General features: G+C 68.7%; 26 protein-coding genes and 1 pseudogene. 6 read left to right on the top strand and 21 right to left on the bottom strand.

Features of this window, described 5'->3' with window-relative positions; all coding sequences use genetic code 11:
• Positions 1-307 precede the first annotated feature (307 nt).
• Positions 308-814 carry a hypothetical protein gene (locus OG210_RS33900; RefSeq protein ID WP_331719868.1) on the bottom strand — a complete coding sequence of 169 codons (507 nt, stop codon included), beginning with the start codon at positions 812-814 and terminating at the stop codon, positions 308-310.
• A 275-nt stretch (positions 815-1,089) separates the two neighbouring features.
• On the opposite strand from OG210_RS33900, the gene OG210_RS33895 reads away from it, so the two are divergent.
• Positions 1,090-1,752 (top strand): hypothetical protein, encoded by a 663-nt coding sequence (locus OG210_RS33895; RefSeq protein WP_331719867.1) that lies wholly within the window; start codon positions 1,090-1,092, stop codon positions 1,750-1,752.
• A 470-nt stretch (positions 1,753-2,222) separates the two neighbouring features.
• Here the strand turns inward: OG210_RS33895 and OG210_RS33890 are convergent, their stop codons facing one another.
• The 3 genes and pseudogenes from OG210_RS33890 to OG210_RS33880 form a co-directional block, all read right to left on the bottom strand.
• Positions 2,223-2,792 carry a maleylpyruvate isomerase N-terminal domain-containing protein gene (locus OG210_RS33890; protein ID WP_371540829.1) on the bottom strand — a complete coding sequence of 190 codons (570 nt, stop codon included), beginning with the start codon at positions 2,790-2,792 and terminating at the stop codon, positions 2,223-2,225.
• Between the two features lie 44 nt (positions 2,793-2,836).
• A pseudogene (locus tag OG210_RS33885) lies at positions 2,837-3,956 on the bottom strand (IS630 family transposase).
• Between the two features lie 210 nt (positions 3,957-4,166).
• Positions 4,167-4,469, bottom strand: a complete 303-nt coding sequence (locus OG210_RS33880; protein ID WP_331719865.1) for a hypothetical protein — start codon at positions 4,467-4,469, stop codon at positions 4,167-4,169.
• 35 nt (positions 4,470-4,504) lie between these two features.
• Between OG210_RS33880 and OG210_RS33875 the strand changes: the two genes are divergently transcribed.
• Complete coding sequence (locus OG210_RS33875) at positions 4,505-4,672, top strand: hypothetical protein (RefSeq protein WP_331719864.1); 168 nt, start codon at positions 4,505-4,507, stop codon at positions 4,670-4,672.
• A 566-nt stretch (positions 4,673-5,238) separates the two neighbouring features.
• Here the strand turns inward: OG210_RS33875 and OG210_RS33870 are convergent.
• The 7 genes from OG210_RS33870 to OG210_RS33840 form a co-directional block, all read right to left on the bottom strand.
• Complete coding sequence (locus tag OG210_RS33870; protein ID WP_328380714.1) at positions 5,239-5,430, bottom strand: hypothetical protein; 192 nt, start codon at positions 5,428-5,430, stop codon at positions 5,239-5,241.
• A gap of 295 nt (positions 5,431-5,725) precedes the next feature.
• The gene (locus OG210_RS33865) at positions 5,726-6,163 is read right to left on the bottom strand and encodes a hypothetical protein (protein WP_331719862.1); all 438 of its coding nucleotides are present in this window, start codon (positions 6,161-6,163) and stop codon (positions 5,726-5,728) included.
• Positions 6,160-6,843: a GGDEF domain-containing protein gene (locus OG210_RS33860; RefSeq protein WP_331719861.1), complete on the bottom strand. Its 684-nt coding sequence runs from the start codon at positions 6,841-6,843 to the stop codon at positions 6,160-6,162. Before OG210_RS33860 ends, OG210_RS33865 begins: the two co-directional genes overlap by 4 nt.
• 89 nt (positions 6,844-6,932) lie before the next feature.
• Positions 6,933-7,178, bottom strand: a complete 246-nt coding sequence (locus OG210_RS33855) for a hypothetical protein (protein ID WP_331719860.1) — start codon at positions 7,176-7,178, stop codon at positions 6,933-6,935.
• Between the two features lie 163 nt (positions 7,179-7,341).
• Entirely contained in the window at positions 7,342-8,154 is an 813-nt protein-coding gene (locus OG210_RS33850) for a hypothetical protein (protein WP_371540787.1), read from the bottom strand.
• The gene (locus tag OG210_RS33845; protein ID WP_331719858.1) at positions 8,151-8,345 is read right to left on the bottom strand and encodes a hypothetical protein; all 195 of its coding nucleotides are present in this window, start codon (positions 8,343-8,345) and stop codon (positions 8,151-8,153) included. Before OG210_RS33845 ends, OG210_RS33850 begins: the two co-directional genes overlap by 4 nt.
• Positions 8,342-9,070 (bottom strand): AAA family ATPase, encoded by a 729-nt coding sequence (locus OG210_RS33840; RefSeq protein ID WP_331719857.1) that lies wholly within the window; start codon positions 9,068-9,070, stop codon positions 8,342-8,344. The genes OG210_RS33845 and OG210_RS33840 overlap by 4 nt, the downstream gene beginning before the upstream one ends.
• A gap of 196 nt (positions 9,071-9,266) precedes the next feature.
• On the opposite strand from OG210_RS33840, the gene OG210_RS33835 reads away from it, so the two are divergent.
• Positions 9,267-10,166 (top strand): aminoglycoside phosphotransferase family protein, encoded by a 900-nt coding sequence (locus OG210_RS33835; RefSeq protein WP_331719856.1) that lies wholly within the window; start codon positions 9,267-9,269, stop codon positions 10,164-10,166.
• 127 nt (positions 10,167-10,293) lie between these two features.
• Here OG210_RS33835 and OG210_RS33830 read toward each other — a convergent pair whose 3' ends face one another.
• The 8 genes from OG210_RS33830 to OG210_RS33795 all read right to left on the bottom strand — a co-directional run bounded on the left by OG210_RS33830 (position 10,294) and on the right by OG210_RS33795 (position 17,929).
• Positions 10,294-10,704: a hypothetical protein gene (locus OG210_RS33830; protein WP_331719855.1), complete on the bottom strand. Its 411-nt coding sequence runs from the start codon at positions 10,702-10,704 to the stop codon at positions 10,294-10,296.
• On the bottom strand, positions 10,701-12,848 hold the full coding sequence (locus OG210_RS33825; protein WP_331719854.1) for an integrase: 2,148 nt from the start codon (positions 12,846-12,848) through the stop codon (positions 10,701-10,703). Before OG210_RS33825 ends, OG210_RS33830 begins: the two co-directional genes overlap by 4 nt.
• Positions 12,845-14,551: a hypothetical protein gene (locus tag OG210_RS33820; RefSeq protein WP_331719853.1), complete on the bottom strand. Its 1,707-nt coding sequence runs from the start codon at positions 14,549-14,551 to the stop codon at positions 12,845-12,847. The genes OG210_RS33825 and OG210_RS33820 overlap by 4 nt, the downstream gene beginning before the upstream one ends.
• Before the next feature lie 23 nt (positions 14,552-14,574).
• Entirely contained in the window at positions 14,575-16,107 is a 1,533-nt protein-coding gene (locus tag OG210_RS33815; protein ID WP_331719852.1) for a site-specific integrase, read from the bottom strand.
• Positions 16,046-16,399, bottom strand: a complete 354-nt coding sequence (locus OG210_RS33810; RefSeq protein WP_331719851.1) for an AAA family ATPase — start codon at positions 16,397-16,399, stop codon at positions 16,046-16,048. The genes OG210_RS33815 and OG210_RS33810 overlap by 62 nt, the downstream gene beginning before the upstream one ends.
• On the bottom strand, positions 16,396-16,749 hold the full coding sequence (locus tag OG210_RS33805; RefSeq protein ID WP_331719850.1) for a hypothetical protein: 354 nt from the start codon (positions 16,747-16,749) through the stop codon (positions 16,396-16,398). Before OG210_RS33805 ends, OG210_RS33810 begins: the two co-directional genes overlap by 4 nt.
• Entirely contained in the window at positions 16,746-17,258 is a 513-nt protein-coding gene (locus tag OG210_RS33800; protein ID WP_331719849.1) for a hypothetical protein, read from the bottom strand. Before OG210_RS33800 ends, OG210_RS33805 begins: the two co-directional genes overlap by 4 nt.
• A 95-nt stretch (positions 17,259-17,353) precedes the next feature.
• Positions 17,354-17,929, bottom strand: a complete 576-nt coding sequence (locus OG210_RS33795; protein ID WP_371540782.1) for a hypothetical protein — start codon at positions 17,927-17,929, stop codon at positions 17,354-17,356.
• Positions 17,930-18,191: 262 nt separating this feature from the next.
• Here OG210_RS33795 and OG210_RS33790 point away from each other — a divergent pair, with 262 nt between their 5' ends.
• On the top strand, positions 18,192-18,773 hold the full coding sequence (locus tag OG210_RS33790; RefSeq protein ID WP_371540778.1) for a YrhB domain-containing protein: 582 nt from the start codon (positions 18,192-18,194) through the stop codon (positions 18,771-18,773).
• Here the strand turns inward: OG210_RS33790 and OG210_RS33785 are convergent.
• Complete coding sequence (locus OG210_RS33785) at positions 18,755-19,324, bottom strand: hypothetical protein (RefSeq protein ID WP_331719846.1); 570 nt, start codon at positions 19,322-19,324, stop codon at positions 18,755-18,757. The genes OG210_RS33790 and OG210_RS33785 overlap by 19 nt on opposite strands.
• Before the next feature lie 233 nt (positions 19,325-19,557).
• On the opposite strand from OG210_RS33785, the gene OG210_RS33780 reads away from it, so the two are divergent.
• Positions 19,558-20,175, top strand: a complete 618-nt coding sequence (locus tag OG210_RS33780; RefSeq protein WP_331719909.1) for a DUF6000 family protein — start codon at positions 19,558-19,560, stop codon at positions 20,173-20,175.
• 441 nt (positions 20,176-20,616) lie between these two features.
• On the opposite strand, the gene OG210_RS33775 is transcribed toward OG210_RS33780, so the two are convergent.
• A complete protein-coding gene (locus tag OG210_RS33775) occupies positions 20,617-21,174 on the bottom strand; it encodes a hypothetical protein (protein WP_331740994.1) in 558 nt (185 codons plus the stop codon).
• A 162-nt stretch (positions 21,175-21,336) separates the two neighbouring features.
• On the opposite strand from OG210_RS33775, the gene OG210_RS33770 reads away from it, so the two are divergent.
• Positions 21,337-21,498 carry a hypothetical protein gene (locus tag OG210_RS33770; RefSeq protein ID WP_331719844.1) on the top strand — a complete coding sequence of 54 codons (162 nt, stop codon included), beginning with the start codon at positions 21,337-21,339 and terminating at the stop codon, positions 21,496-21,498.
• Positions 21,499-21,591 lie beyond the last annotated feature (93 nt).

Raw genomic sequence — 21,591 nt, 5'->3', positions numbered from 1 at the left:
CGACCGGATAGCGAGTCGGAACTCTCTCCCCAGTCGTCGCCTACGCGAACCACACCAACCCACTCCAGGGCACCGACGCCACCACCAGCAGCGCTCACCTGATCGCCGTATTACGCCGTAATAATCGACCTGCACCAGCTGTGCTCGCCCACGGAGAGGGCGGCCGGTCTGGCGGGGCTGGTTCGGCGGCTGGCTACTGCTCGACGGAGGGCTGGCCGTCCGTGTCCGGGGAGCCGGTTGCGGTGGCCTCATGGGAGTCCATGCTGGCGCCCGCGTCAGCGCGACCGACCGGCGCTCGGGCAGCTGCTCATGCCGCCTGCGATACCCCGCAGGTGCGGCAGCTGATCCCGGTCAGGGTGCAATTCGTCCTGCACGAACCCCAGTCCAGGCACCGATGGCACTCCTCGCCGCCGTGCTCCTCCGAGGCCGGCGCCCAGCATGTATTGCACACCCAGCAGCCGTTGCTGCGCTGCACGGCGATGGCCATGTCGCTCCACACGAAATGGAACGCACCCACGACGCGGTGCCGGCCGCCATCCATGTCCACGGTGCCCGGGTGCAGTACGTGACGGCAGTACTCCGCAGACCGCTGGGCGCGGAGGGCACGCGCCTTCGCCATCGCAGCCAGGGCGGCATCCAGGTGGCCATCGTCGACCATCCACTGACGCCCGACCTTCACCACCGGGACTGTGCGGTCGTGGATCCAGACCTTGTTGTCCCGCTGGGCTGACCGCCGGTACCAGTCGTACGCGTTGCCGGGCGCGCCCGGCTCCTGCTTGTACCGGTCGATCGCCTTGGGCAGAGGGATGAGCATGGACGGGACGGTAGCCGAACCGCGAAGGCCCAGGAGAGGTAGTCGTAGATCTCATGCTGCTGCGGGTAGTTCGGCCACGACTGGACCCGCACGAACGATGCTGGCGCTGCCACGGGAGGCTGGGTGGCCCGGTAGACAGGGTCACCCAATTTGTTGCCACTACTCGTAGGACAGAGGTGCGAGCGCCTGCCTGTCATCACGAATACGACACAAGACCCACAAGTTCTACACACGAGGCCCTACGGTGAACCATCGATCCATCCCTGGGGGGAATCATGAGTACCCGTACTGCGGCGACTGTCGCTGCCACCACGTTTGTCCTTACCGCCGCTCTCACCGCGTGCGGTGACAGTGATCACGCCAGCACCGAACCGGAGGCCGCGCCCAAGGCCCCGGTGTCGAAGGTCAGTCCGAAGGTGCCGTCGGTGGACTGCTCGGACACCAGCCTCAGCCAAGCCGACTGGGTCGAGCACTGCTCTGGCAAGGCGGGGGCCGACACTGGCGGAGACGGAGGCCCCAGTACAGGGCTGGCCTTCGGTAAGACGTACACGTGGCCTGACGGGCTGAAGGTGACGGTCGTCGAGGCGAAGACCTTCACTGACTTCACCGCGGACGAGGGCGGCCCCGACCCGAAGAACACGGAGTTCCGGGTCAAGCTGAAGCTGACCAACAACGGCAAGCAACTGGCCGACCTGGGAGACATCGACACGATCATCGAAGGGGCGACGAACGGCGGTGAGGCTGCCTCGACCGGTTTCGACAACGGCGCCGCACCCCTCGAAGGCCGGCTCGCTCCCGGGGTCAGCACGGTGAAGACCGATGACAACGCCCTGGAGAAGCAGTACGGCAAAAAGATCGTGATCCGGGTTCAGCGGAGCAGCAACGACGACACCGACGACAGCTTCACGTTCCCCGAGTTCATCGGCACGATCCGCTGACTCCGGCCCGGGCGGTGTCAGAGTGGCGGTCCAGCTGAGGTGAGCTTCTACAGCGCGGCGGGCAGCTGCGGACGGCGGAAGGTTGCAAACCTTCGGCAGCCCACAGGACGACGCCAACCGCCCTGGCCTCCATGCAAGACGCTGCCTCGCCCCAGACCAGCTCCCAGCGGGGAGTTGAGAGGAGGTCATCCAGCAAGGGCAGGACCACCGTATTACGCCGTAATAATCGCCCGCCCCGAGGACCTCGGCCTCACGCGCTCTCAGCAGGCTCCGGTCTACCTGACTCTGCGCGGATGCCTGCACACGACTATTACGGCGTAATACCGCGATGCCCCACCGCAGCACAGTGGGGGAGTGACAGATGAACGCCTTCCGCCTGTGGTCAGCCGCGCAAAACGGCTAGTGCCCCGACCGGGAACGTTCACCGTGTTCGGAGTTCGGGCTCGTCTTGGCCCGCCCGTGTGGACAGCTCAGTCAGAAACAGCTGCTTGCCAGCTCCATGAGGCGCGGCGGGGGCGGTCGTCCAGCTCGCTGCGGCCGGTGCACCACAGGAGGACCTGGGCCGGGTCACCGGGCGGGGCGTCGGGGAAGATGCGGTGGAGCACCTTCGTGGACAACGGTGCTGGTGGCGTCCAGGGCACTCCCAGCCCTTGGGTGATGTCGTAGGTGTGCAGGAGGATCTCGGCGACGCCCATCGCCGCGAAGCCCGATCGGTCGCAGGGTCCCCAGTGCCAGGCTCGCAGTCCCGGATCGGCCGTGGCCAGGACACTGCTGAGCAGCCCTGCGCAGGTGGTGACCACCTGGAGCACCTCGCGCGGGGCGGTGCCGGGGCGGACGGCCAGGTCGAAGGGGAGGTAAGCGTCGGCGGGGCGGGCCGCCACCTGTCCGGCGTAGGCCAGCAGGTCGTGCGCGATGTGGGCGGCCGTTGTCCAGCAGCTCCACTCCAGCGAACCCGCCGGCACAGACCAGTCCTGCGTGTCGTGCGCGCCGAGTACTCGTGCCGTCTCGGCCACGGCCTTGTCGACGTCTTGGTTGTCCAGATAGCGCATCCCGAGAGGCTAATGGTGTGCCCTGGGGATCGTGGTCAGGCTGCCGCGGCTACGAGTGGCCGTCCGCCCCAGCGGATGCCTCTCTCGCTGCGGATGCGGGTGCGCTCCTTGCGCTGCGCGGCCAGGACATCGGGGTGGCGGGCGTTCGCGTTGCGCCAGCGCAGATAGGCGTGCAGCTCGCGGGTCTGGACGGTGTGATTCGGGTGGTTGGAGTTCGCCAGGGTGAACTGCCGCAGCGGCCCGAAGTGCGCTTCTATCGGGTTCGCCCAGGAGGCGTTGGTCGGGGTGAAGCACAGCTCGACCTTGTTCTTCTTCGCCCAGGTGCGGATCTTCGCTCCTTTGTGGGCGGAGAGGTTGTCCATGATCACGTAGATCGGAGCGCTGTCAGGCCGGGCGGCGCGGATCGACCTCAGTGCGGCCAGGGACTGGGCGGCGCCCTTGTGGCGGCGGTTGGCGCCCCACAGGGTGTCGTCGCCGACCGAGTAACAGCCGTGGAAGTAGGTGACTCCGTGGGTGCGGTGGTAGGTCGCCGGGACCCGGTCGGGTCGGCCCGGCTTGGCCCAGCAGGAGCCGCCGGTGGGGCGGATGCCCAGTGGTCCGAACTCGTCGAAGGCGAAGACCCGGTCGGGGTGGTGCTCAAGGACGTGCTCGATCCGGTCGAGTCTGGCATCGCGGTCGGGGTCGGTGGACTCCTTCCACGTTTTCGTGCGCCGGAAGGTGATCCCGCGGCGGGCGAGCAGACAGCGCAAAGCCTCGCGGCCGATGCGGATCATCCGGCCGTGGACGCGTCGCAGGCAGGCGGCGAGTTTGCGGATCGACCAGCAGGTGAAGGGCTGGCCGAGCTTGACCGGGCGGGTGGTGGCCGTCGCCGCGACGAAGTCCTCGTCATCCGGGCTGAGCTGGCAGGGGCGGCCTCCCGCCCACCGAGGGTCCAGGCAGGCCAGACCCATCTCGTTGAACCGGTGGATCACGTCGCGCACCCTCGTCCGCCTGGACCAAGCAGGCGATGACGGGGACGGTGTTTCCGCCGGCCGAGGCCAGCAGCATCATCGACCGCCGGTAGCGCACCGTGCTGGTGCTGCCCCGCCGTACGATCCGCTGAAGATTTTGCCCCTCCTGATCGGTCAGTCTGCGGACCTTGACCGGTTGTGCCACCAAGCCTCCTCACGCCGGTTGGACGTCACCGCGACATCCAACCGGCACCAGCCTGCCCCGCCACCACGACCAGCAACCCGGTGAACCATTCCGGTCACAGCACTAGCTGATCCGGGTGCCAGTGCTGTCCCTTTCCAGCGGCCGGCTGGCCAGCGCACTGGACCGGCTCCCCTGGCGTCCTCTCGCAGTGGGCCTGGGGCAGTCTCGGCCTTACTGGCCCAGGAGACGGCTGGCTACTCGCTGCCCGAACCTGCCTCGCACCCGGTAGAGCTTGCCGAGTTGCGGGTATCGGGAGTCCGCCAGCAGCTGGACTGGGGCTTCGAGGAGCTCGCTCGACAGCTCACCGAGCACCGTACCGCCCGCCTGCGCGGCGCTGAGAAAGTAGTCTCCCTGGCCGCCCGAACACCGGATGGGGAGATCGCGGCCTGGGCCGACCTCTACCTCGACCGAACCGCCGGGCTGGCTCAGCTGGAGGACCTCGTCACCGCTGTGCCGCACCGAAAGCAGGGCCACGCGACGGCGACACCCTGCTCGCCACAGGACTGGCGTTGGCCGCCGCTGCCGGGCTTCCGCAGCTCTTCCTCACCGCGGACGAGACCGACTGGCCGCGCGAGTGGTACTCCTGCCGCGGCTTCACCGAACTCGGCCACACGTACTCCTTCCTCAACCGGCGACGGCAGGGGACGAACCGGGCCCACTGCTACGAGCACTCCTAGCCTGGGCCGGCTACAAACCAGCGGCAGTGCGTCAACTTCCCAGAAAAGAGCGAGGCAAGCCCCAGGACTGCTGCGACAGAACACCCGAGGGGACCTGAAGGAAGATCACCCCAGCCAGGCCAGGACCCACCGTATTACGCCGTAATAATTGCTTGCTCGCAAGGACACATGCGTTGCGCCCACTCACCACGACTGGCCGATCCGCCCCAGCGCGGATGTCTCCTGGTCCCACACGACTATTACGGCGTAATAAGGGCTTCGGCAAGTTCACTCTCCGAGGGTCTCGCGGACGCGGGCGGGGCTGTCGCCGTTTCAGCATGGAGGCGGCGGTGGCGGAGAGGGCGTTGACGGGCATCGTGTCTCCGGTCGTCGGATCGTTGGGGGAGGTGAGGTGGGGGAGTAGGCGTACGAGGTCGTCCTCGTCGCAGGGCAGACCGAGGGGCACCCAGCAGGTCAGCGAGGTCGTCCTTGCCGCGAGCCTGGCGAGCAACCACCAGACAGGCGGCGGCGCTCTGGCCTCTGCCGGGCGGGCTGAGCTCGAAGGCCTCCGCTTCGAGGGGCCTCTTTCATGTCGGTGAACACGTCGGCTCCTCTACGCGGTGCTGGCGCTGGGCGAGCAGCAGAAGCTCGCAGTTGCGCTTCCTCTGGGCGTCGGTGAGCGGCCGGGCCTTCGCGCCGTGGTGGCGCCAGGGAGGGGAGGCGGGCGGCTCGGGATAGGCGAGGGCGTGATCTGCGTCGTGCTGTGGGGTGCTGCTCATGTGGGCCTCCGGTGGGAGGGGTTCAGGCGGATCCGTCGTCGCGCCGGCGCTTGGGCTGGACGTCGGAGGCGAACCCGCCGAGGCGGGCCTCTGTGGGATTCGCGGTGATCCAGCGTTCGGCGCAGCTCTTACGCACGGGCTCCCCGGAGTGGGGGGAGCGCATCGGCGTGGGCTGCTCACACAGGGCGCAGAGGCGGCCCTACCAGCGGTCGAAGTGCTGGTTGTCACGCCAGTCCAGCAAGCCGCCGGGGACCGGGATCAGGCCCGGCCCCCGGCGGCTTCTTGCTGCTGCGGGTCACAGCCGCAGGTGGGGCAGCTGCTGGAGGACTTGGTCCACGAGGTCTTGCTCCGGCTTCCACGCCGGGAGCGCGCCCGTGGCGGGCACCGGCAGCGGCAATTCGTGGACGTCGGTGAGGACCAGGTGGTGAACGTCCCGCTCTGCCCAGGGACCGGGGCAGTACTCGGGCCCCTGGTCCAGGTGACAGTCGATGAGCCGGGCGACGCCGATGACCGCGCCCAAGTGGAGCTCGCGGCCGCGGATCGTGGTGGCCACCAGCGGCTCGCGAAGGGCAAGGCGGTCCAGCTGCTTCCCGGCGTGGAGGAGGAACCAGCCGCGCCAGGGCCAGTTGCCGGTCCTGTTCTCCGTGGTCTTCCCGGCAAGGATGCAGGTGGCCCAGGGCTGGCGGATCGTGATTCCGCGGATCCAGTCTCCGCCGTCGAGTTCGGCGGTCATGCTGCACGCTCCAGCAGTGTGGTGCCGGGGCGCCCGGTCCGGCGGCCGTTGACGGTCGGAGCGTCGAGGTCCTCGATCTCCGCCCAGCCGTACCGGCCGCTGTGCTTGGTCCGGTACATCGAGACGTCCGCGCCACGCAGTAGGGCCGACAAGGCGTGAATGCCTAGGTAGTCGGGAACGGCGGCGCCCACCGACGCGGCAAGGGGGAGCGGGCCGGCCTCGGTGAGCACAGGCTCGTGCAGCGCGCCCATCAACCCCAGGAGGCGTCGCTCCATCGCGTCGTTCCCGGCCCGGGTCTCCACGCGGGTCGCGACGGCGAACTCGTCGCCGCCCAGGCGGCCGACGACTCCGTGCGGTCCGGCCCAGCGGGCGAGGCGCTCGCCGGTCGCGGCGAGCGCTTTGTCGCCGGCGGCGTGGCCGTGGGTGTCGTTGAGGCCCTTGAAATTGTCGAGGTCGACCATGCAGAGCAGGGAGTCGTGTCGGTGCCGGGCGAGCAGGCGCTGGGCGCGGCGCTCAAACGCGGCGCGGCGCTGGGCTCTGGTGAGCGGGTCGCGGCGTTCTGCCGCGAGGCGCCGGTGGAGCGTGAGCGCGTGGACGGTCCAGCCGGTGAGTGGGACCGCGAGGGTGATGATGAGAGCGCGGTGTCCGATCGGGGTCGCAACGCTTGTGACGGGGTCCATACTTGGATCTCCCTCTCGTCTCGTACGGGATGGGTGCCCCGGGGCGGCCGACTGGTTTTCCGGCCTTTGGCGGCCGTGCCGGGGCGGAGCTACAGCACGAAGTCGCCGCGAGCGGCGGTCCAGCTGACGGGGTTGGTCCAGCGGCCGGCCTTCGCGGCGGGCCACTCCATCTGCCAGCCGGGCCTGAGCCCGCTGGCTCCCCAGTTGCCCGGCTGTTTGCCGGGGATCTCGTGTCCGTCCTGATGCGCGGCGAGCGCGGCGTCGGACACCTCGTGGGCGCGCCGCAGGCCGTGGTGGGGGAGTCCGCCTCGCCGGTGAAGACGTGCAGACCCCACCGGGCCGGGTTGGTGGTGTCGTGTATCGGGACGTCTACCTCGTAGAACTCGTGGTTCGGCATGACGTCCATCTCCTCTCTGTGCCTGGTCCTGATGCCTGTTGCGTGAGGGACCACCGCGACCGCCCCGGCCCTGCGTGGGCCGGGGCGGCACGGAGCGTCCGTCAGGCAGCAGCCGGAACGGGGGCGTCGAGGCCCACGCCGCGGAGCGCGTCGAGGACGTACGGCTCGAAGCGGTTCTGGTGCTGGGCGGCGACGGCCAGGCCGCGGGCGCGACCGTAGGCGTACAGGCGCCCGCCCCGGCTGGCGTCGGTGTCGGCGAGCGCCTGGTCGACGGTGTCCTGGGCAAGGTGCTCGATCCAGCTCTGTGCAGCCGACTCGCGGCGGGCGTACGACGTCGCGAAGGCCACCGACTCCGCCCACCGCCCGCTTCCGCAGGTGCGGCCGCCGCACTGCTCCCAGTTCCACTTCCGGGACCACATGCCCTCGGGGTCGGCGTCCCAGTCGGCGGCCCAGCGCGCGGCCCGCTCGGGGATCTCCTGCTGGATGACGGTCAGGACGTCGCGGCCGGCGGGACCGAGCGCGCGGTGGGCGTCGGTCTCCTCGAGGACGCGGATCTGGTGGGAGAGCAGTCGGTAGGGGTAGTAGCGCTGGCTCCAGTTGCCGGTCTCACCGAGCGGTTCCACGATCCACAGCCGGATGGGCCAGGTGACGGGCCAGATGGCGGTGTCCTCCAGGGCCTCGCCGACGCGCTTGACCATGCGGAAGTACGAGAAGTCGCTCTCGTCGAACCACTTGTTGCGGCAGGGGTTGGGGTGTTCGATGATCTGGCCGACGTTGGCGGCGAGGTTCACCGGGGTTCCGGCTCGGCGGGACTTCTCGATGGTGCCGTCGGCGGGGGTGGCGATGTACCAGGTGACGGGCTTGCGGGCCATGGGGTCCTCCACGAAGGGGTGTTGGCGGCCGGGGCCGCTCATAACCGGATGTTGATCGGGGTGCGCGGGTCGTCGGCGGGGTTGTGGACCGTGCGGCGGTGCGCGGCAAGGCCGGCGCTTCCGCCCTGGATCGGCAGCTGACATTCGGGGCATCCGTACGCCCACGGGTCGCCGTCCGGGATGTCGGCCGGGGTGAGCGGGTGCGGGTGTGGGCCGTTGGTGGTGCGGCTCATTCGCGGACCGCGTCCGCGAACTGCGCTTCGAGGTCGGCGCGGCCGTCGGGGTCGTCGTCCTGGTCGTCGGCGTTGTGCGGGCCGTGGACGGTGCAGACGATGTCCTCGTCGTCGTCCAGGTCGCCGTTCAGTGCGCGGAACAGGCAGGTGACGCTGTAGGCAGGCACCCACGCGTAGCCGGTGCATTCGTCGTCGTGCGGGCACGGCACCATCACGTCGAACCCGATGTCGCCCTCGCCGTCCACGTCGGTGCGCAGGGCGAGAGTGAGGTGCATCTGACCGAGGCGGATCTCCGCGACGCGGTCGCCGCCGGCGATGTCCGAGCCGGGCTTCCACCGCCACAGCGGCAGGATCTCCTCGCCGAAGGTCCGGCGTACGAGCAGCAGCTCGCCCAGGCCGTCGCTGTCGTCCAGCCCGAGGTCGCACTGGCGGGTCTCGCTGAGGCGCTCCAGGAACGGAAGCAGCCGGTAGACGTTGTCGGAGTAGACGACCTCGGGGAAGCCCTCCGCCTTGAGGGTCCGGTGCGAATCGACCATGTCCTTGCGCTGCTTGATGACCGTGTCATCCGGCACGCGCCGGTTGGCCGGGCGTGCGCTCTGCCGCTCCACGCAGACCGTGCCGGGTGTGGCGACCATGAGCGCGATGGGGAGCATGTTGTGCCGCTTGGCGGCGGCGAGCAGCGGCTCCCTCGCAGACCTGGTGACGTTAGTGGCGTTCCCTGTCAAGTTCTACTGTTCACATCGAGCGAATCCCGGCGGGGCCATGAACGCGGTTGACTCACTGCCTCAGTTGGTGGACGGGGCGCAGCCTGCGGTGCTTAGCGGTCGGTTTCTTCGAGAGGGCTCGGGAATTCCAATCGGGAAGCTGGATCCCCCCAAGGAGCATGGTCGCCTCCGCATGCGCCAAGTAATGTGACTCCGCATGATCGAAGCCGAATATGAGATCAGCGAGGATCTGGTCCGCGACCTGCTGCGGGACCAGCATCCGGACTTGGCCGCGCTGCCCATCCGCGAGGTGGTGGGCGGCTGGGGCAACCAGATGTGGCGCCTCGGGGACGAGTTGGCGGTCCGCATGCAGCGGATGGACACCAACCCGGATCTGCAGCTGAAGGAGCGCCGGTGGCTGCCGACCCTGGCCTCGGGCCTGCCGCTGCCGATCCCGGTCCCCGTGCGGGACGGTGCGCCGTCCGAGCGCTTCCCCAAGATCTGGACCGTCATGACATGGGTTGAGGGCACGCCGCTGGACCACGGCTCGATCACCCGCAGCGACCATGCGGCCGACATCCTGGCGGCCTTCCTCAAGGCACTGCATGTGGAGGCGCCCGCAGAAGCGCCGGACGCCTCGGACCGCGGCGGTCATCCCAAGGAGTGCACGGAAGGCTTTGAGCACTTCCTGAGGGCGGTGGATCTCGGCGACTTCGCGGAGGACGACATCCGGGCCGTGTGGGACGACGCGGCCGCGGCTCCCGGGTGGGAGGGCCCGCGGGTGTGGGTTCACGGCGACTTGCATCCCGCGAACGTCGTCGTCGCGGAGGGGACACTGGCGGGCGTCGTCGACTTCGGCGATGTCTTCGCCGGCGACCCGGCATGGGACCTGGCGGCCGCCTGGGTGCTGCTCCCTGCGGGCGGCTCCTCGCGGTTCTTCGACAGCTATGCGCAGGCGGACGAGGGGGCGGTCCGACGGGCGCGTGGGCTGGCCGCAATGAAGAGTCTGTTCCTGATGCTGATGGGCCAGAACGGGGACCGCGGCCTGCCCGGTGGCAAGCCGAACTGGGGGCCCGCAGGCCGGTCGGCACTTGATCGTGTCCTGAAGGGCCTTTGACACCGGCATCGATCGACCGGGCCTCTCTGGCCGCCGTGCACTCGGCCGCCGCGTCGCTCACCCCCGCTGTCACTTCGAAGCAGCTCCCGCAGTCACGCAGAATGACAGCCCTGGGAGCCTGACGGCTTCAGGCCTTCGGCGGGCGGAGCGGAACGACGTTGTTCGGTGCAGGTGCGTTTCCTGCTTGCCTGTCGTCCTCTTGAGTGAGCACAGCGCTGGCGAGGGCGAGCCTCGTCACCTGCTGGCGGAGCTCTTCGATCTCGGCTCTCTGATTGGCAATGGTCTTCTTCAGCTTGGTGACCGTTTCCCGGAGTCGTTTCTCGGTCTCCGGGACTTGGTGGGTTTCGACGCGGACACGTTCGTAGAACTCGTTCTTCAGGTCGACGTGCCGTTTGAGGAGGGCCATGCGGTGGACGTCGGCCTCGGCGGCGAGGGCGACGACGGTGAGGCTGCCGTTGGAGGCGGTGGCCTGTCCGGTCAGGAGTCGGTCCATGGCCTCGCGGATGCGGGCGCGCTCGTTCTGGTGCTGGTGGTTCATGTGAGGGCCTCTGCGGGGTGCGCGGTGCTGTCGTGGGTGGCGGCCGTCTCGCGGAGTCGGTGGGCGTTGGCCCGCAGGCGTCTGCTGACCGGGCCGGGGGTGTGGGCGGCGAACTGGTCGAGTTCGTTGGCACGTTCACGAAGAAGGCGGGCGTGGGTGTCCGTGCGGACCGTGTTGCCGCAGCCGGGCCGGCAGTCGTACTGCCGTGGGGCGGTCGCGCCGGGCTCTGGCTCGCAGAGCGCGTTGTCGTGCTTGAAGGCACAGATCAGGAACGCGTCGGGGTTGTCGTAGAGCACGATGCCGTCGCGGGCCAGAAAGGTGCTGGCCTTCCTGGCGAAGGTGCGGGGGACAATACGCCCCTCGAAGCGAGGGGTATGGGCGGCGGCGGTCAAGGCTCGGCGGGCTGCGGGCCCGGATACCTTCTCTCCGGCGGCAACGCGGTCACGCAGCCGCGCTGCGGTGTCGGCGGCGGCGAGGGCCGTTTCGACGTCGAGGATGGCGTGGATGCCGCGGCGGCCGCGGGCGCCGTAGCCACTTGAGGTGCGGGCATCGAGGACGGTCCGCATGTGCCCGTACTGAATGGCGAGCGCGATCAACCCTCCGGGACGTCGGGCAATGTGCCAGGCAAGAGATCTTCTGAACCGCCCCAGACCGATCGCGCCGTGGGGATCGTTCGGGATGGCCTGGTCGGACAACTCCTGCGCCCTGGCCTCGCGGTTCACCCAGGTCACGAAGGCTTCGATGCGCAAGGCCAGCGTGGACTTCTTCAGCGCGCCCCCATATCCGTGGCGCGAGTGGAACTCGTGGTGGGCGGTGCCGAGGAGGAGTTCCCCTTCCGGAACCATCCGCTCCAGCACGCGGATGGCGTGGACCACCGGCGTGATCGCGACCCAGGGCACTTGGCGTACTTCACCAGCCGAGATGTGGTTGCCGTCGTCGTCTGTGACGGTCTTGTAGTGATGGCTGTGGATCAGGTGCTGACCCTCGGCGCCGTCAACGCCTGGTTCGGGGTCGGGGCAGCAGCCGGAACGCAGTCCCTGCATCTCCTGCGGACGCATCCCGGTCAGGTAGAGCAGGACGATCGTCGCGGCCGTACCCAGGTTCCGCATCAGTTCGGCGGCCTCGTTGAAGTCCACATGCTCGCGCCATGGCTTGCCGTTGATCTGCCCGGTGACCGGCACCCGCAGCGGACAGGGCCCTGGCCGCGACGCGGCGATCTCCGCGAGCCCGTGCTGCTTGACGAACCTCCAAACCTGACCGCGGTTGGAGCCGGTGAGTGCGGCGATGTAGGTGGCGGCCACCTGGATCTCGCGTTTGCCAGAGCTCGCCGGCAGCGGGTGACCGGCCCGCGCCATGGGCAGCAACCACTCCTCAAGCCCAGCCCATCCGGCTGGCGTGGCCTTCGTGGCGGCGGCAACGGCGATCAGTCGGCGGCGCTCGGCCCAGGCCGCCAGGATGTCGTCGGCGAACTCGTCGACAAAGCGGATGGCCCAGATCAACAGCGGCCCGAGAACAAGCGGGTCCAACGGCTCCGTCGCGTTCTCCCCGCCCGCGGCCGTCATGGCTGGGGGCAGGAAGTCGTCGACTCCCTCTGTCTCCCATGGAGGTCGGGTGATGCCCGTGGAGCGGGCGCTGAGCTGGTCGAATGCCCACAGGTTCGTCAAACGGACAGCGATGATCGCTGCGGTGTCACGGGACACTCGGACCATGCGCTCGCTTGCATAGGCTCGCCACTGTGTGTCGGTGCAGGCGTGCAGGCTGGTGATCTGGCGTTCGTGCAGCCAGCGGGCGAGGCGCATCCACTCCTGGCAGGTGGCGAGCATATCGGTGCCGCCCGAACGAGATCGCGCCTGGACGCCTCGGGTTTGGAGGTAGGTGGGCCTCAACTGGCCGTTGATCATTGTCCAGGTGGCTAGTTTCACCTGGTCCCGAAGGGGGCCCGGGCAGTTCTTCCAGTGGAGGTTGACCAGACCGGTGCCAGGATTGTCGATGAGCGGCGCCATGGACCACACCTCGTCCTGGTAACGCGAGTTCGGGTGCGTGTTGCCGGGGCTGATCCACTCAGGCAGCACCACGGGACTGTCCGGGCGGGGCATGGCGAGCACGTACGTATCGGTCTCGGCAGCGGTGCCGACGGCGGTCATGGGGCGAGCTCTCCCTTCAGTAGAAGGTGGACCAGGGTGCGGTCCTCGTCGTTCACGCGGGCGAGCGCCGCGTTCCAGGCCACCGGGCCGACCTTGTCGCGCAGGTCCTCAAGACGGAGCACGTGTTCGCTCCACCGCTCGTGCCACGAGCGGTCGGGCAGGACGGAGCGGAGACTGTTCAGCTCTCGGTGCAGCTGGGCGAGCCGTGGGTGATGGCCGGGATGGACACGGGCGTTGGGGCAGGCCAGGCAGAGCATGAAGTCCGCTCCGCAGCCGCCTTGCGCGTCGGGCCAGGGGCTGGACGTCTCGTCCGCGCAGTCCGCGGCCACGGTCTGTCCGTGCCCCGGGTCCGGGGTGTCGGCGATGTCGCCGGCGAACATCACGGCCTGGGCCTGGGCGAGGGCCTCTTTGGCGCCAGCCTCGAAGACGCTCCGCGAGGCCCTTTGAACATGCTCATCTGGCAGCATGTAGATGCTCTCGTGAGTGCCCTGCGCGTGCTGAAGGGGACGCCCCTCTCGTGTCACCGCGGTTCTGCGGGTCCGCTGGAACGGCGCCCCTCCCAGACCATGCGTGATCCCCCAGTGCTGTGCGTCGCCGTTTCCGATACCGAACGACAGAGGGCCCACTGGGCGGGGCCGTTCCGTGTGCTGATGTCGCTTGCTGGGGTAGTGCATACGCGCGACCATCAGAAAGTCGGTGCCGGGCTCCAGCCGGGCGGCAAGAGTCCGTCCGTGTGCGGTGGCCTCCAGCGCCTGAGTGATCAGCCTGCCAGCCGAATCGGCTCCGGAGTCGGTGGCGTTCTCCGTGGAAAACCACCAGCCTCCGCCTTGCCGGCGCTTCTCCACCTGAATCTGGTAGGTCACCGTGGCCGTCCCTCCGGCCGACGGGGCCGTGGTCGGGGCCGGCAACCGGTCATAGACCGATAGATTCCAGCCGAACCGGGCGGTCAACAGCACGGCCAGCGCCGTGAGCTCGGAACGGGAGAGAAACAGCCTGCCCCACGTGCACTCCGAGCCGGTGCCGCCCAGAAGTCGGCGTTCTCTCACGTTCACCGCTCCGCTCGGCGAGACCGTGTGCGGGACGTAGCCGGTCCGCGCAAGGTGGTCGAGAATTTCACCGAGGCGCCCCTCCCTGCTGCCCTCAGTCAGGTCACCGGCCCGCCAGCTCTCCAGCAGGCGTGTGTTCTCACGGATCCGCAGCAGAGCGGTTCGGAACTGCCGCTGTGCCGCCAGCAGCACCCGCTCCCGCTCATCCTCTCCGTACGACTGCTTGATCGGCACCTGCTTAGGAATGCGGCGAGCCAGTTCCTCACCCACCGGCCCGCCGGCCAGCCTCGGATCCGCCCGCAGCAACGGCCTCACCTGACGCAGCACACTCTTCCCGCTGTTGGTGCCGATGTGCGCCGCGCGCCAGCGCTTGAGCATGGCGGTGGTCAGATCCCCCAGGTCTTCCGGGGGATGCTCCAGCTCGGAGACGAAGCGCGCGAACGCCTTCACCGTGATCCAGGAAGCCTGCGCGGTCATATGACTGTTCCAGCCCGCAGACCGGGCCGCGAAGACCCTGGCCAGTGACCGCTGCATCAGCTCGGCAACCGGCAACTCGGCGAAGTCGAACGGCATCTCGTATCCGGCCTTGTTGACGACCGCCACCACGAGCCCGTCGGGAGCCAGCGGCGGCTCGGTGCGGTGATCGGCCGGCGGCAAGGCGGCTCGCCGTCCCCGCCCGGTCACCGGGCCGCCTCAAGGACAGCGTCGATGTCCTGGATGCCCTGCGACTCCCGGGCGAGCCGGGTGAACACACCCTCCAGGTCCTCGACCTGCTGTTCCTCCTCACCGACGGGTTCGGCCGCAGCCAGGATCGACTCCAGTTGCAGGTGCGCGACCGGCGCGAGGTAGTGCCGTTTCGTCACCTCCACGTCCGCATGACCGAGGAGGGTCTTCACCAGCCACCACGGATCGCCGAACAGCAACGCGAAGTCCCGCCGGTCCGCGGCCGAGAGCCCATAGCGTGTCTCCACCAGCTGGTTCAGCAAGACCAGCATGTAGAGGGCCATCGAATGACGCGCGGCGTGCGGCGTGGCGTACGGGCTCTTGCCGCGTACCTCCGCCAGCCGGAAATCCCGCTCGACCTCCCGTTCTCCCACGGTGAGCAGGACTTCCTCACAGCGCAGGTTCGCCGCCCTGAACACGCCGTTCCACCGGTCCGGGGCCATCGGCAGGCCCTGCTCCGTCAGCCACAACCACGCCGGCTCCGGCCCGTCCGGGCCATCCAGGAACAGCCACTGCCGCTCACGCCATCCCAGACGGCTGAGTTCTTGCTCACCGGCGACGCCGTTCGCGTCGACCCACTCGATCTTCGGTCTCAGGCCCCGCGTCACCTTCGTGACCAGCCGCATCATGGGCAGCCGCTCGTAGCGGCCTTCCGCCTGGGCGCGCTGCACCGCCCACGCGCGCTCCGACTCGACGTATGCCTCGGCCTGGCCGACCGCGTCCACCGACACGTAGAAGACCCGGCTCTGCTTCGACCGCGTGACCGCCGCGGCGACGCGGCCATGGCAGTAGCGGCCGAACCGCAAGCGCTGGCTGGGCAGTTCGAAGGTGAGCAGCGAACCACCCTCCTGCCGGCGCAGGCCGGAGCTGAGCAGCAGCTGCACGAAGCTGGTGTTGCGCAACTCCGTCCGCGACTCCCACCCTGGCACCGGCATTCCTGTACGACTGAGGCCGCGGAGCCCGATGTCCGACCACAGACCCCAGGTCCGCGGCGTCAGCCACAGCACCCGCGAGCTCACCGAGTCCGCCGCCCGGTCCCCGCGCCGCACGATGTCCACCGGCATCGGGGCCACCTTCGCCCACCGGAACAGCTTGGTGAACGCGGCCGCCTCACGGTTCCACTTCGTCCCGCTGATTTGGCGCGGATTCTGCGGAGCCCGGCATCTCCAGTGCCGGTAGTCCGCCAAGTCCTGCCTGGTCGCCTGCTTCCATAGAACTCCGCGCGAGGACAGGAAAGTCAACAACGGCCGGATATCCGTCGCGTAATTCCGCTTGGTTTCCCGCTCCAGATCCCGGAATTCGACGGACCGAACGAAATACAGCAGGTCCCGGTCCACCGTTCCGTCCGGCGCCACGAACACCGGATCACCAGGCCGCAGACCGATCCGGGCGACCTCGACCGGCAGGTCCCGTATCCCAAGGACACCCTCAGGCGGCAGCGATCCCCACTGCCCCGGATCGGGCACCCACACCACGTACCAGTCGTGCAACTGACGCCTCCCCTGACGCTTGAACACGCCCAATCATCAGGGAAGTCGCGTCGATGACGGTGAACAGGCGCCGTCGCATCCGCGCCTCGAGGAGCAGGTGCAGCGCAGCGACCGCGCCACCGGTGGCGCCCTGGTCGCCCGCGTCGTCGCTCACGGTCTCGCACAGTGCGTCCAGGGACAGGACCTGGGATGCGGGCCAGGTGTTCGCGATCGTGGACTTGCCGGCGCCGGAGGGGCCGATGAGGACGACCATGCTGTGCTCAGGCAGCTGCGGGTAGACCAGCTCGGTCATGCCGATTCTCCTTGCGGGTGAAGGGCGCGGGCAGCCCAGATGAGGCGCTGTCCTGCGTTGTCGGTAATCAGTGCGGCGGCTTCGTGCAGAGGGCAGGAGGCGTCACCTTCGCGGTCGGGCTCGATCTGCTCGGCACGACGCGCGGCGACGGTGAGCAGCTGCGCGAGGACCGGGATGAAGCCGCCGGGCGGGTCGGTGTCCTCGTCGATGAGCTCGCGCAGGATCGCGGCGAGCTCCTCCTGGTCGACGTCGTCGGCGCTGAGATCGTCCTCGATCTGCTGGAGCGCGAGCTGGGCGATGCCGACCGAGGCGCGTACCCGGTCCAGACGGGTGCAGGGCCGGGCGGTCACCGGCTGGTCGCCTTGGTGGTGGCGATGAGGGCGGCGATCGTCTCCCAGCCGTGGTGCCACGTGCTGTCGAGGTGGAACGCGCCGTTCATGCCGTGCGAGGCGAGCCGGTAGAAGTTCTCCTTGCCGGTCTTGATGGCGAGCTTCTCCAGGACGCCGTCGCCCGGCACCCGGCGGTCCGCGATGTAGTGCGTGCCGAAGGACAGGGCGAGCGCGGCCGCGCCGGCGGCGGGACGGATCCGGATGCCCAGGGCGCGGGACCCGAGTCCGACGACGACCGCCTGCGTCGCCGTGTAGGTGAGGCAGTGATGGAGGCATGCCTTCTGGCCGTCGGCCGCGCCGTGCGTGGTCTTCTCCTTGGTCTGCGGGTCCTCGTAGGTGACGGGGGAGTCGTCGGAGGCACCCTTCACCCGGGCGCAGAAGTCGTTCTGGACCCAGAAGTCGCCGATCTTGCTGGCGGCGCGGGTCAGTCCGAGCAGGGCGGCGAAGACGGCGGGGTTGCGGTGTGCCATGGGGGAGGTCCTTGTCCGGAGGCGGTGCAGGCCGGGCTGTCCGGGCCTCCGCACTGCCCCAGCCCGGCGAGGGGTTGGGGCAGCACGGGGAGCCGTCAGCCGCCGTCCGTGCTGTTCGTCCAGCCGTGCCCGTTGCCGCACTTGAAGGTGTGATTGGACAGCAACTGGAAGTCGCCGCGGTCATCCCAGGCATGCGTGCCCTCCACCGGGGGTTCGCCACAGCGCCAGCAGGGCTCCCGGACCGCCAGCTCGTACGCCGACAGCGGGCGGGGCTCGGTAGACCGTGACTTGCGTTCCGGCGCCGGGCGAACCGGCTTCGCGGCCAGGAGCACCGCCACGTGGTCCACCGGGGGCGGCGGCGAGTACACCGTGTCCGGCGCGCCCCACCGCCTGATCCGGACCGACCAGTTCGCCGCCAGCCCCCAGAACAGCGGTCCTGCGGAGAGCCACACCCCGAGGTAGACCACGACCGCCATGGCGGCTGACATCCACAGCGGCGCCGCCATCCCGCCGTACGCGACGATGCTGCACAGCACCCCGGCCGCCCACGCGACCACTACGTCTGCGTAAAACACAGTGATCGCGGCGGCGGAGAGTGCGATCCGCCGCTTCACTGCGGCCAGCAGACGGTTCCTGCCCTGTGTCACCGCGGGTCGTCCTTTGGTGGTCATGAAGGTCTCCTTCATCGGGTGAAGTGGGCGTCGCAGGTCAGGCGGCCATCGGACTGGCCGGCCCGTTGAGGTAAGAGGTGGGGTCGGCGGGGGTGCCCTCATGGCACTCCAGGCAGATCCCGAGCGAGGTACGTACTGGCGCAGAGCACTTGTTTTTCAGCTGCTGTATTCCTGGGCGAGAGGGTTCGTTGGCCCCTTCTGCGTGGCCCTGAGCCGTGGGAATTCGCTGGTCGAAACCGGGCCCGTACGGGATGCTGCACGCGTGATCGAGCGAGAAGCCGCCGTTCGGGCTGTCGAAGAACAGCTGGAGCGCGACTATCAGCAATGGCGGGCTGTGAGCACGGACGCGGTGAGGATGGCTGTGGTCCGTGTCGAGGAGCACGAGCTGGTGTGGATCGTCTCCTGGCAGTCCGAGGAGTTCGCAAGCACGCGGAACTCGAAGTACATGCTGGTCGGCAATGGGCCGTACCTGGTCGACCGCGTCGACGGGGGACTACACCAGATCGGCGTCGTCTCTGCGGTAACCGGGGAGTGGGAGAACGACTACCGGGCCCGAATACGTGGGTTGCCGGTCCGCACTGCAGTAGACGACCTGCACGATGCGCTCGGAGTCGCCGCTACGCACGGACGCATGCACGCTGCGCGGACACTGCGCCAGAGGTTCCCGATGCTCTCGCCTGCGGAGGCCATCGAGTACGTGAGCACCCTGCTGGACGGTGGCGCGCCCGCGCGCCTTGTGGCCGTCGCCACCAAGGAACTCGTGGAGCCTCTCAACCCGGTACTTGCGGTGAAGACCATTTCGAGTGGAGCAGTGATCCGAACCGGTCAGAGACCCGACGGATGACGGGAAAGCCAGTCGGCATGCCGATCGCGCACCCGGTCCCGTTCCTCGGACGTGGCGAGGAAGACGTCGGCGCCACCGTCGTAGGGGTGATGGATGCGCTGCATCCGGGTGTCGGTGATGAGAACGCCCGCCACCTTGTCGTCGGCGATGTCTCGGAGCGACTCATCGATGCAGCCTCGCCGCCAGGGCCGGCGGGCGGCGAAGAGGTGGCAGTACGTGCGGAACTCAGGGTCAGGATCGTCCTCCACCAGCAAGCTCTGCCAATAGCCCGTGACGGGTTGCGATGACGGAACCTCGGCTTCGGTCGTCCAGAGCGGAGTGATCACGTACACGTCCGCACCAGCGAACAACTCATCGAGGACGGTGTTGTAACGCTCCAGGACGACGGTGTACTCGCTCTCGTCGTCCGCGTACCGCTTCGACTCTGGCAGGCTGTGAAAACGTACCCAAACCTCCCGATACGGGTCACGGAGCTTGTACCCAACCGGAGGGCAACTAGGCCAACTCCGCTGCCACAGCTTCGTCAAATCCGCCTGCCCGTCTCCAGACACCCGCCGCACTCGCCCCTCTCGGTATGGACTTACCGACGACCATGATGCCGGGGCTCGCCCTCGAGCGAAACCGACTTCTCAACTGTCACTTCGCCGGCTGCTGATGCGGCCCGGTCCAGTCGCGCTTGACGAATTTCGTCCAGTCCGACGCGCTGGTCCCGGTGAGGGCGGCCGACGAGGAGGGCAAGGAATGGGCTGGCCTCGTTTTGCACCAGCAAGGCAAGATCGGCCGTGTGATACGCGATCCTCGTGACGATGCCGAGTTGGTGGCCCTGGTTCGCCGCTATGTCACGCCCGAGCGGCGTTATCTGAAGCTCGGCGGCAGCTTGCTGCGCATGCAAAGTCCTGAGTACGACCGATTCATGCGAGATCTCCGTGAGGACGCGGGACTCATCACCGCAGATGAGATCACCACGCTTCTTGAGGGCAGTTGGAGAGAACGGAGAACTGCGGCTTGGCTCGTAGCTGTCTCCCGCAGGACCGAGTTCCGTGAGCGCCTCGGGGAACTCCTGCTGGCCAGCGAGGTCTGCTGCGTTGGGCTGGCCTACAGCGTGGCCCTGGCCAGTTTCGGAACGGCGCGCGACGCTGATCTGCTCGCCGCCTACCTTGATCGCTACCTCCGTCGCCCTGACCTCGCGTACGACCAGACCGTCGTCATGGGCGCTCTCCAGTTCATCGACCTGAACCTTGGAGGTGGTCGAGCCGACCGCTTCCGAGAACCGGGTGGCCCGTGGCAACAGTGGCTCCAGGATGCACCTCACATGCAGGACGACTCGGACCCCACCCCTTTCTACTTGAGCCTCATTCGTCGGCTCGGCGCATTCGTCGACGAATGCGCCGAGGCTCTATGACCTCCCCCGTCTTGCGGTGGTCTCTCTGGACCATGGCCGCCGCCCGGGGGAGCAGTCAGATCTGCGTGCGGGACGCGATGTAGTCGAACCAGTCACGTCTGGCGTATCCGGTCGAGCGGTGTTTCGTTCATCAGAGGCTCCAGAGGCTGGGCTGTTTCCAGGAGGTTCCCCACGCCGCGCGTAGCCGGGCGAAGTGCGGTGTGCCCGGGGTGTCTTCCAGGTCGGTGACCGTCGGCGGGGGCGTCTGGTCGATCAGGTCGAAGAAGCTCGGGCGGTTCGGGTTGGCTGGTTGATGGGCTTGTCGTCGGACTGCATGGCGGGGCGACTCCCTTGTCAGGTGTCCGGGGTTGGTGTGGTGGACGGGTTGTGCGCAGGCCGGACGGCCTGGCCCGCACCCGACCGCGTGGGTTCGGGTGCAAAGCAGGTGGTCCGGAGCGGGGGTCAGAGGCAGCGGGCGTCAGCGAGGCCAGCGGCCTGGTCGAGCATTCGCATCGGGACGCGGCCGTTGCCCCAGGCGTCGTTGAAGGAGGGAACGGAGTCGACGTCCTGCCCGAAGTCGCGGCGGATCGCGTCCATGAGGACCTCCAGGCCGGCTGATGCCAGGCCCTGGTTCCCGCGGGCTTCGGCGTGGATCGCCCCGTACAGGCAGCGGGCGCCTTCCGCGTCGACGAGGGCTCCGGTGCACCAGCCGCCGGTGAGTAGCCGGTGGTGGGCGCGCTTGAGGAGCGCTGCCACCGGGGTTGGGTACGCGTGGGGCGGCGGCTGGAGGGTCGGGGTGAGCGGGATGGTGACGACGTCGTCCAGATCGACCGGCTCGGTGGGGATGTGTGCGGTGTTGACCTCGTAGGCGACGGCTGCCTCCTCCAGCCGGGCGGTCATCACCGCGTTGGTGAACGCCATGCGTTCCTCGAGAGACAGCTCTGTCGGTGGCGCCGGAGCCGTGGCGGTCTGGGTGGTCGGAGTGGGGTGGGTGAAAGCAGGGGCGGGCGTGGCGGGCATCGGGGGCTCCAGGCGGGGTACGCCGGAGGGCGCCGCCGGAGGGCACATTCGGCGGCGCCCTCCGGCGTTGCACAGCGGGTGAGTTGGGGCCTGTGCGCGGGTAGTCACCGCACACGCGGTCCGAGCAGCCTCGGACCGACAGAGCGCGGGGAAGGTGATGCGGTGGAGTTCGTCTTCGAGTGCGGGTGGTGCTGTGGGGACAACTACTTCGTGGGCAAGCAGGTCGGCTTCTGGGTCGACAAGTGGGAGGTGCCCTCGGAGTGGGACTGCCGCTTCTGCGACGAACTCAACTACACCCCCGACCCTCCGTGGACAGAGGCGTAGTCAGAAGCTGGAGAGCAGCGCAGCGGCGGAGATGGATAGAGCCACGGCGGGTCCTCCTTCTTGAGGGTTGGGGCGGGGCCGGCTCTGCTCGGG

Source organism: Streptomyces sp. NBC_00466, from assembly GCF_041433995.1.
GTDB lineage: Bacteria > Actinomycetota > Actinomycetes > Streptomycetales > Streptomycetaceae > Streptomyces.
The sequence above is the reverse complement of the archived record's forward strand: the minus strand, read 5'-3'. Positions and strand labels throughout refer to the sequence as shown.

Coding starts and splice junctions, on each gene's coding strand:
- OG210_RS33810 (WP_331719851.1), bottom strand. CDS start 16,399: ATGACCGAGCTGGTCTACCCGCAGCTGCCTGAGCACAGCATGGTCGTC.
- OG210_RS33800 (WP_331719849.1), bottom strand. CDS start 17,258: ATGGCACACCGCAACCCCGCCGTCTTCGCCGCCCTGCTCGGACTGACC.
- OG210_RS33825 (WP_331719854.1), bottom strand. CDS start 12,848: ATGACCGCCGTCGGCACCGCTGCCGAGACCGATACGTACGTGCTCGCC.
- OG210_RS33895 (WP_331719867.1), top strand. CDS start 1,090: ATGAGTACCCGTACTGCGGCGACTGTCGCTGCCACCACGTTTGTCCTT.
- OG210_RS33900 (WP_331719868.1), bottom strand. CDS start 814: ATGCTCATCCCTCTGCCCAAGGCGATCGACCGGTACAAGCAGGAGCCG.
- OG210_RS33850 (WP_371540787.1), bottom strand. CDS start 8,154: ATGAGCGGCCCCGGCCGCCAACACCCCTTCGTGGAGGACCCCATGGCC.
- OG210_RS33830 (WP_331719855.1), bottom strand. CDS start 10,704: ATGAACCACCAGCACCAGAACGAGCGCGCCCGCATCCGCGAGGCCATG.
- OG210_RS33870 (WP_328380714.1), bottom strand. CDS start 5,430: ATGAGCAGCACCCCACAGCACGACGCAGATCACGCCCTCGCCTATCCC.
- OG210_RS33775 (WP_331740994.1), bottom strand. CDS start 21,174: ATGCCCGCCACGCCCGCCCCTGCTTTCACCCACCCCACTCCGACCACC.
- OG210_RS33845 (WP_331719858.1), bottom strand. CDS start 8,345: ATGAGCCGCACCACCAACGGCCCACACCCGCACCCGCTCACCCCGGCC.
- OG210_RS33865 (WP_331719862.1), bottom strand. CDS start 6,163: ATGACCGCCGAACTCGACGGCGGAGACTGGATCCGCGGAATCACGATC.
- OG210_RS33835 (WP_331719856.1), top strand. CDS start 9,267: ATGATCGAAGCCGAATATGAGATCAGCGAGGATCTGGTCCGCGACCTG.
- OG210_RS33860 (WP_331719861.1), bottom strand. CDS start 6,843: ATGGACCCCGTCACAAGCGTTGCGACCCCGATCGGACACCGCGCTCTC.
- OG210_RS33795 (WP_371540782.1), bottom strand. CDS start 17,929: ATGACCACCAAAGGACGACCCGCGGTGACACAGGGCAGGAACCGTCTG.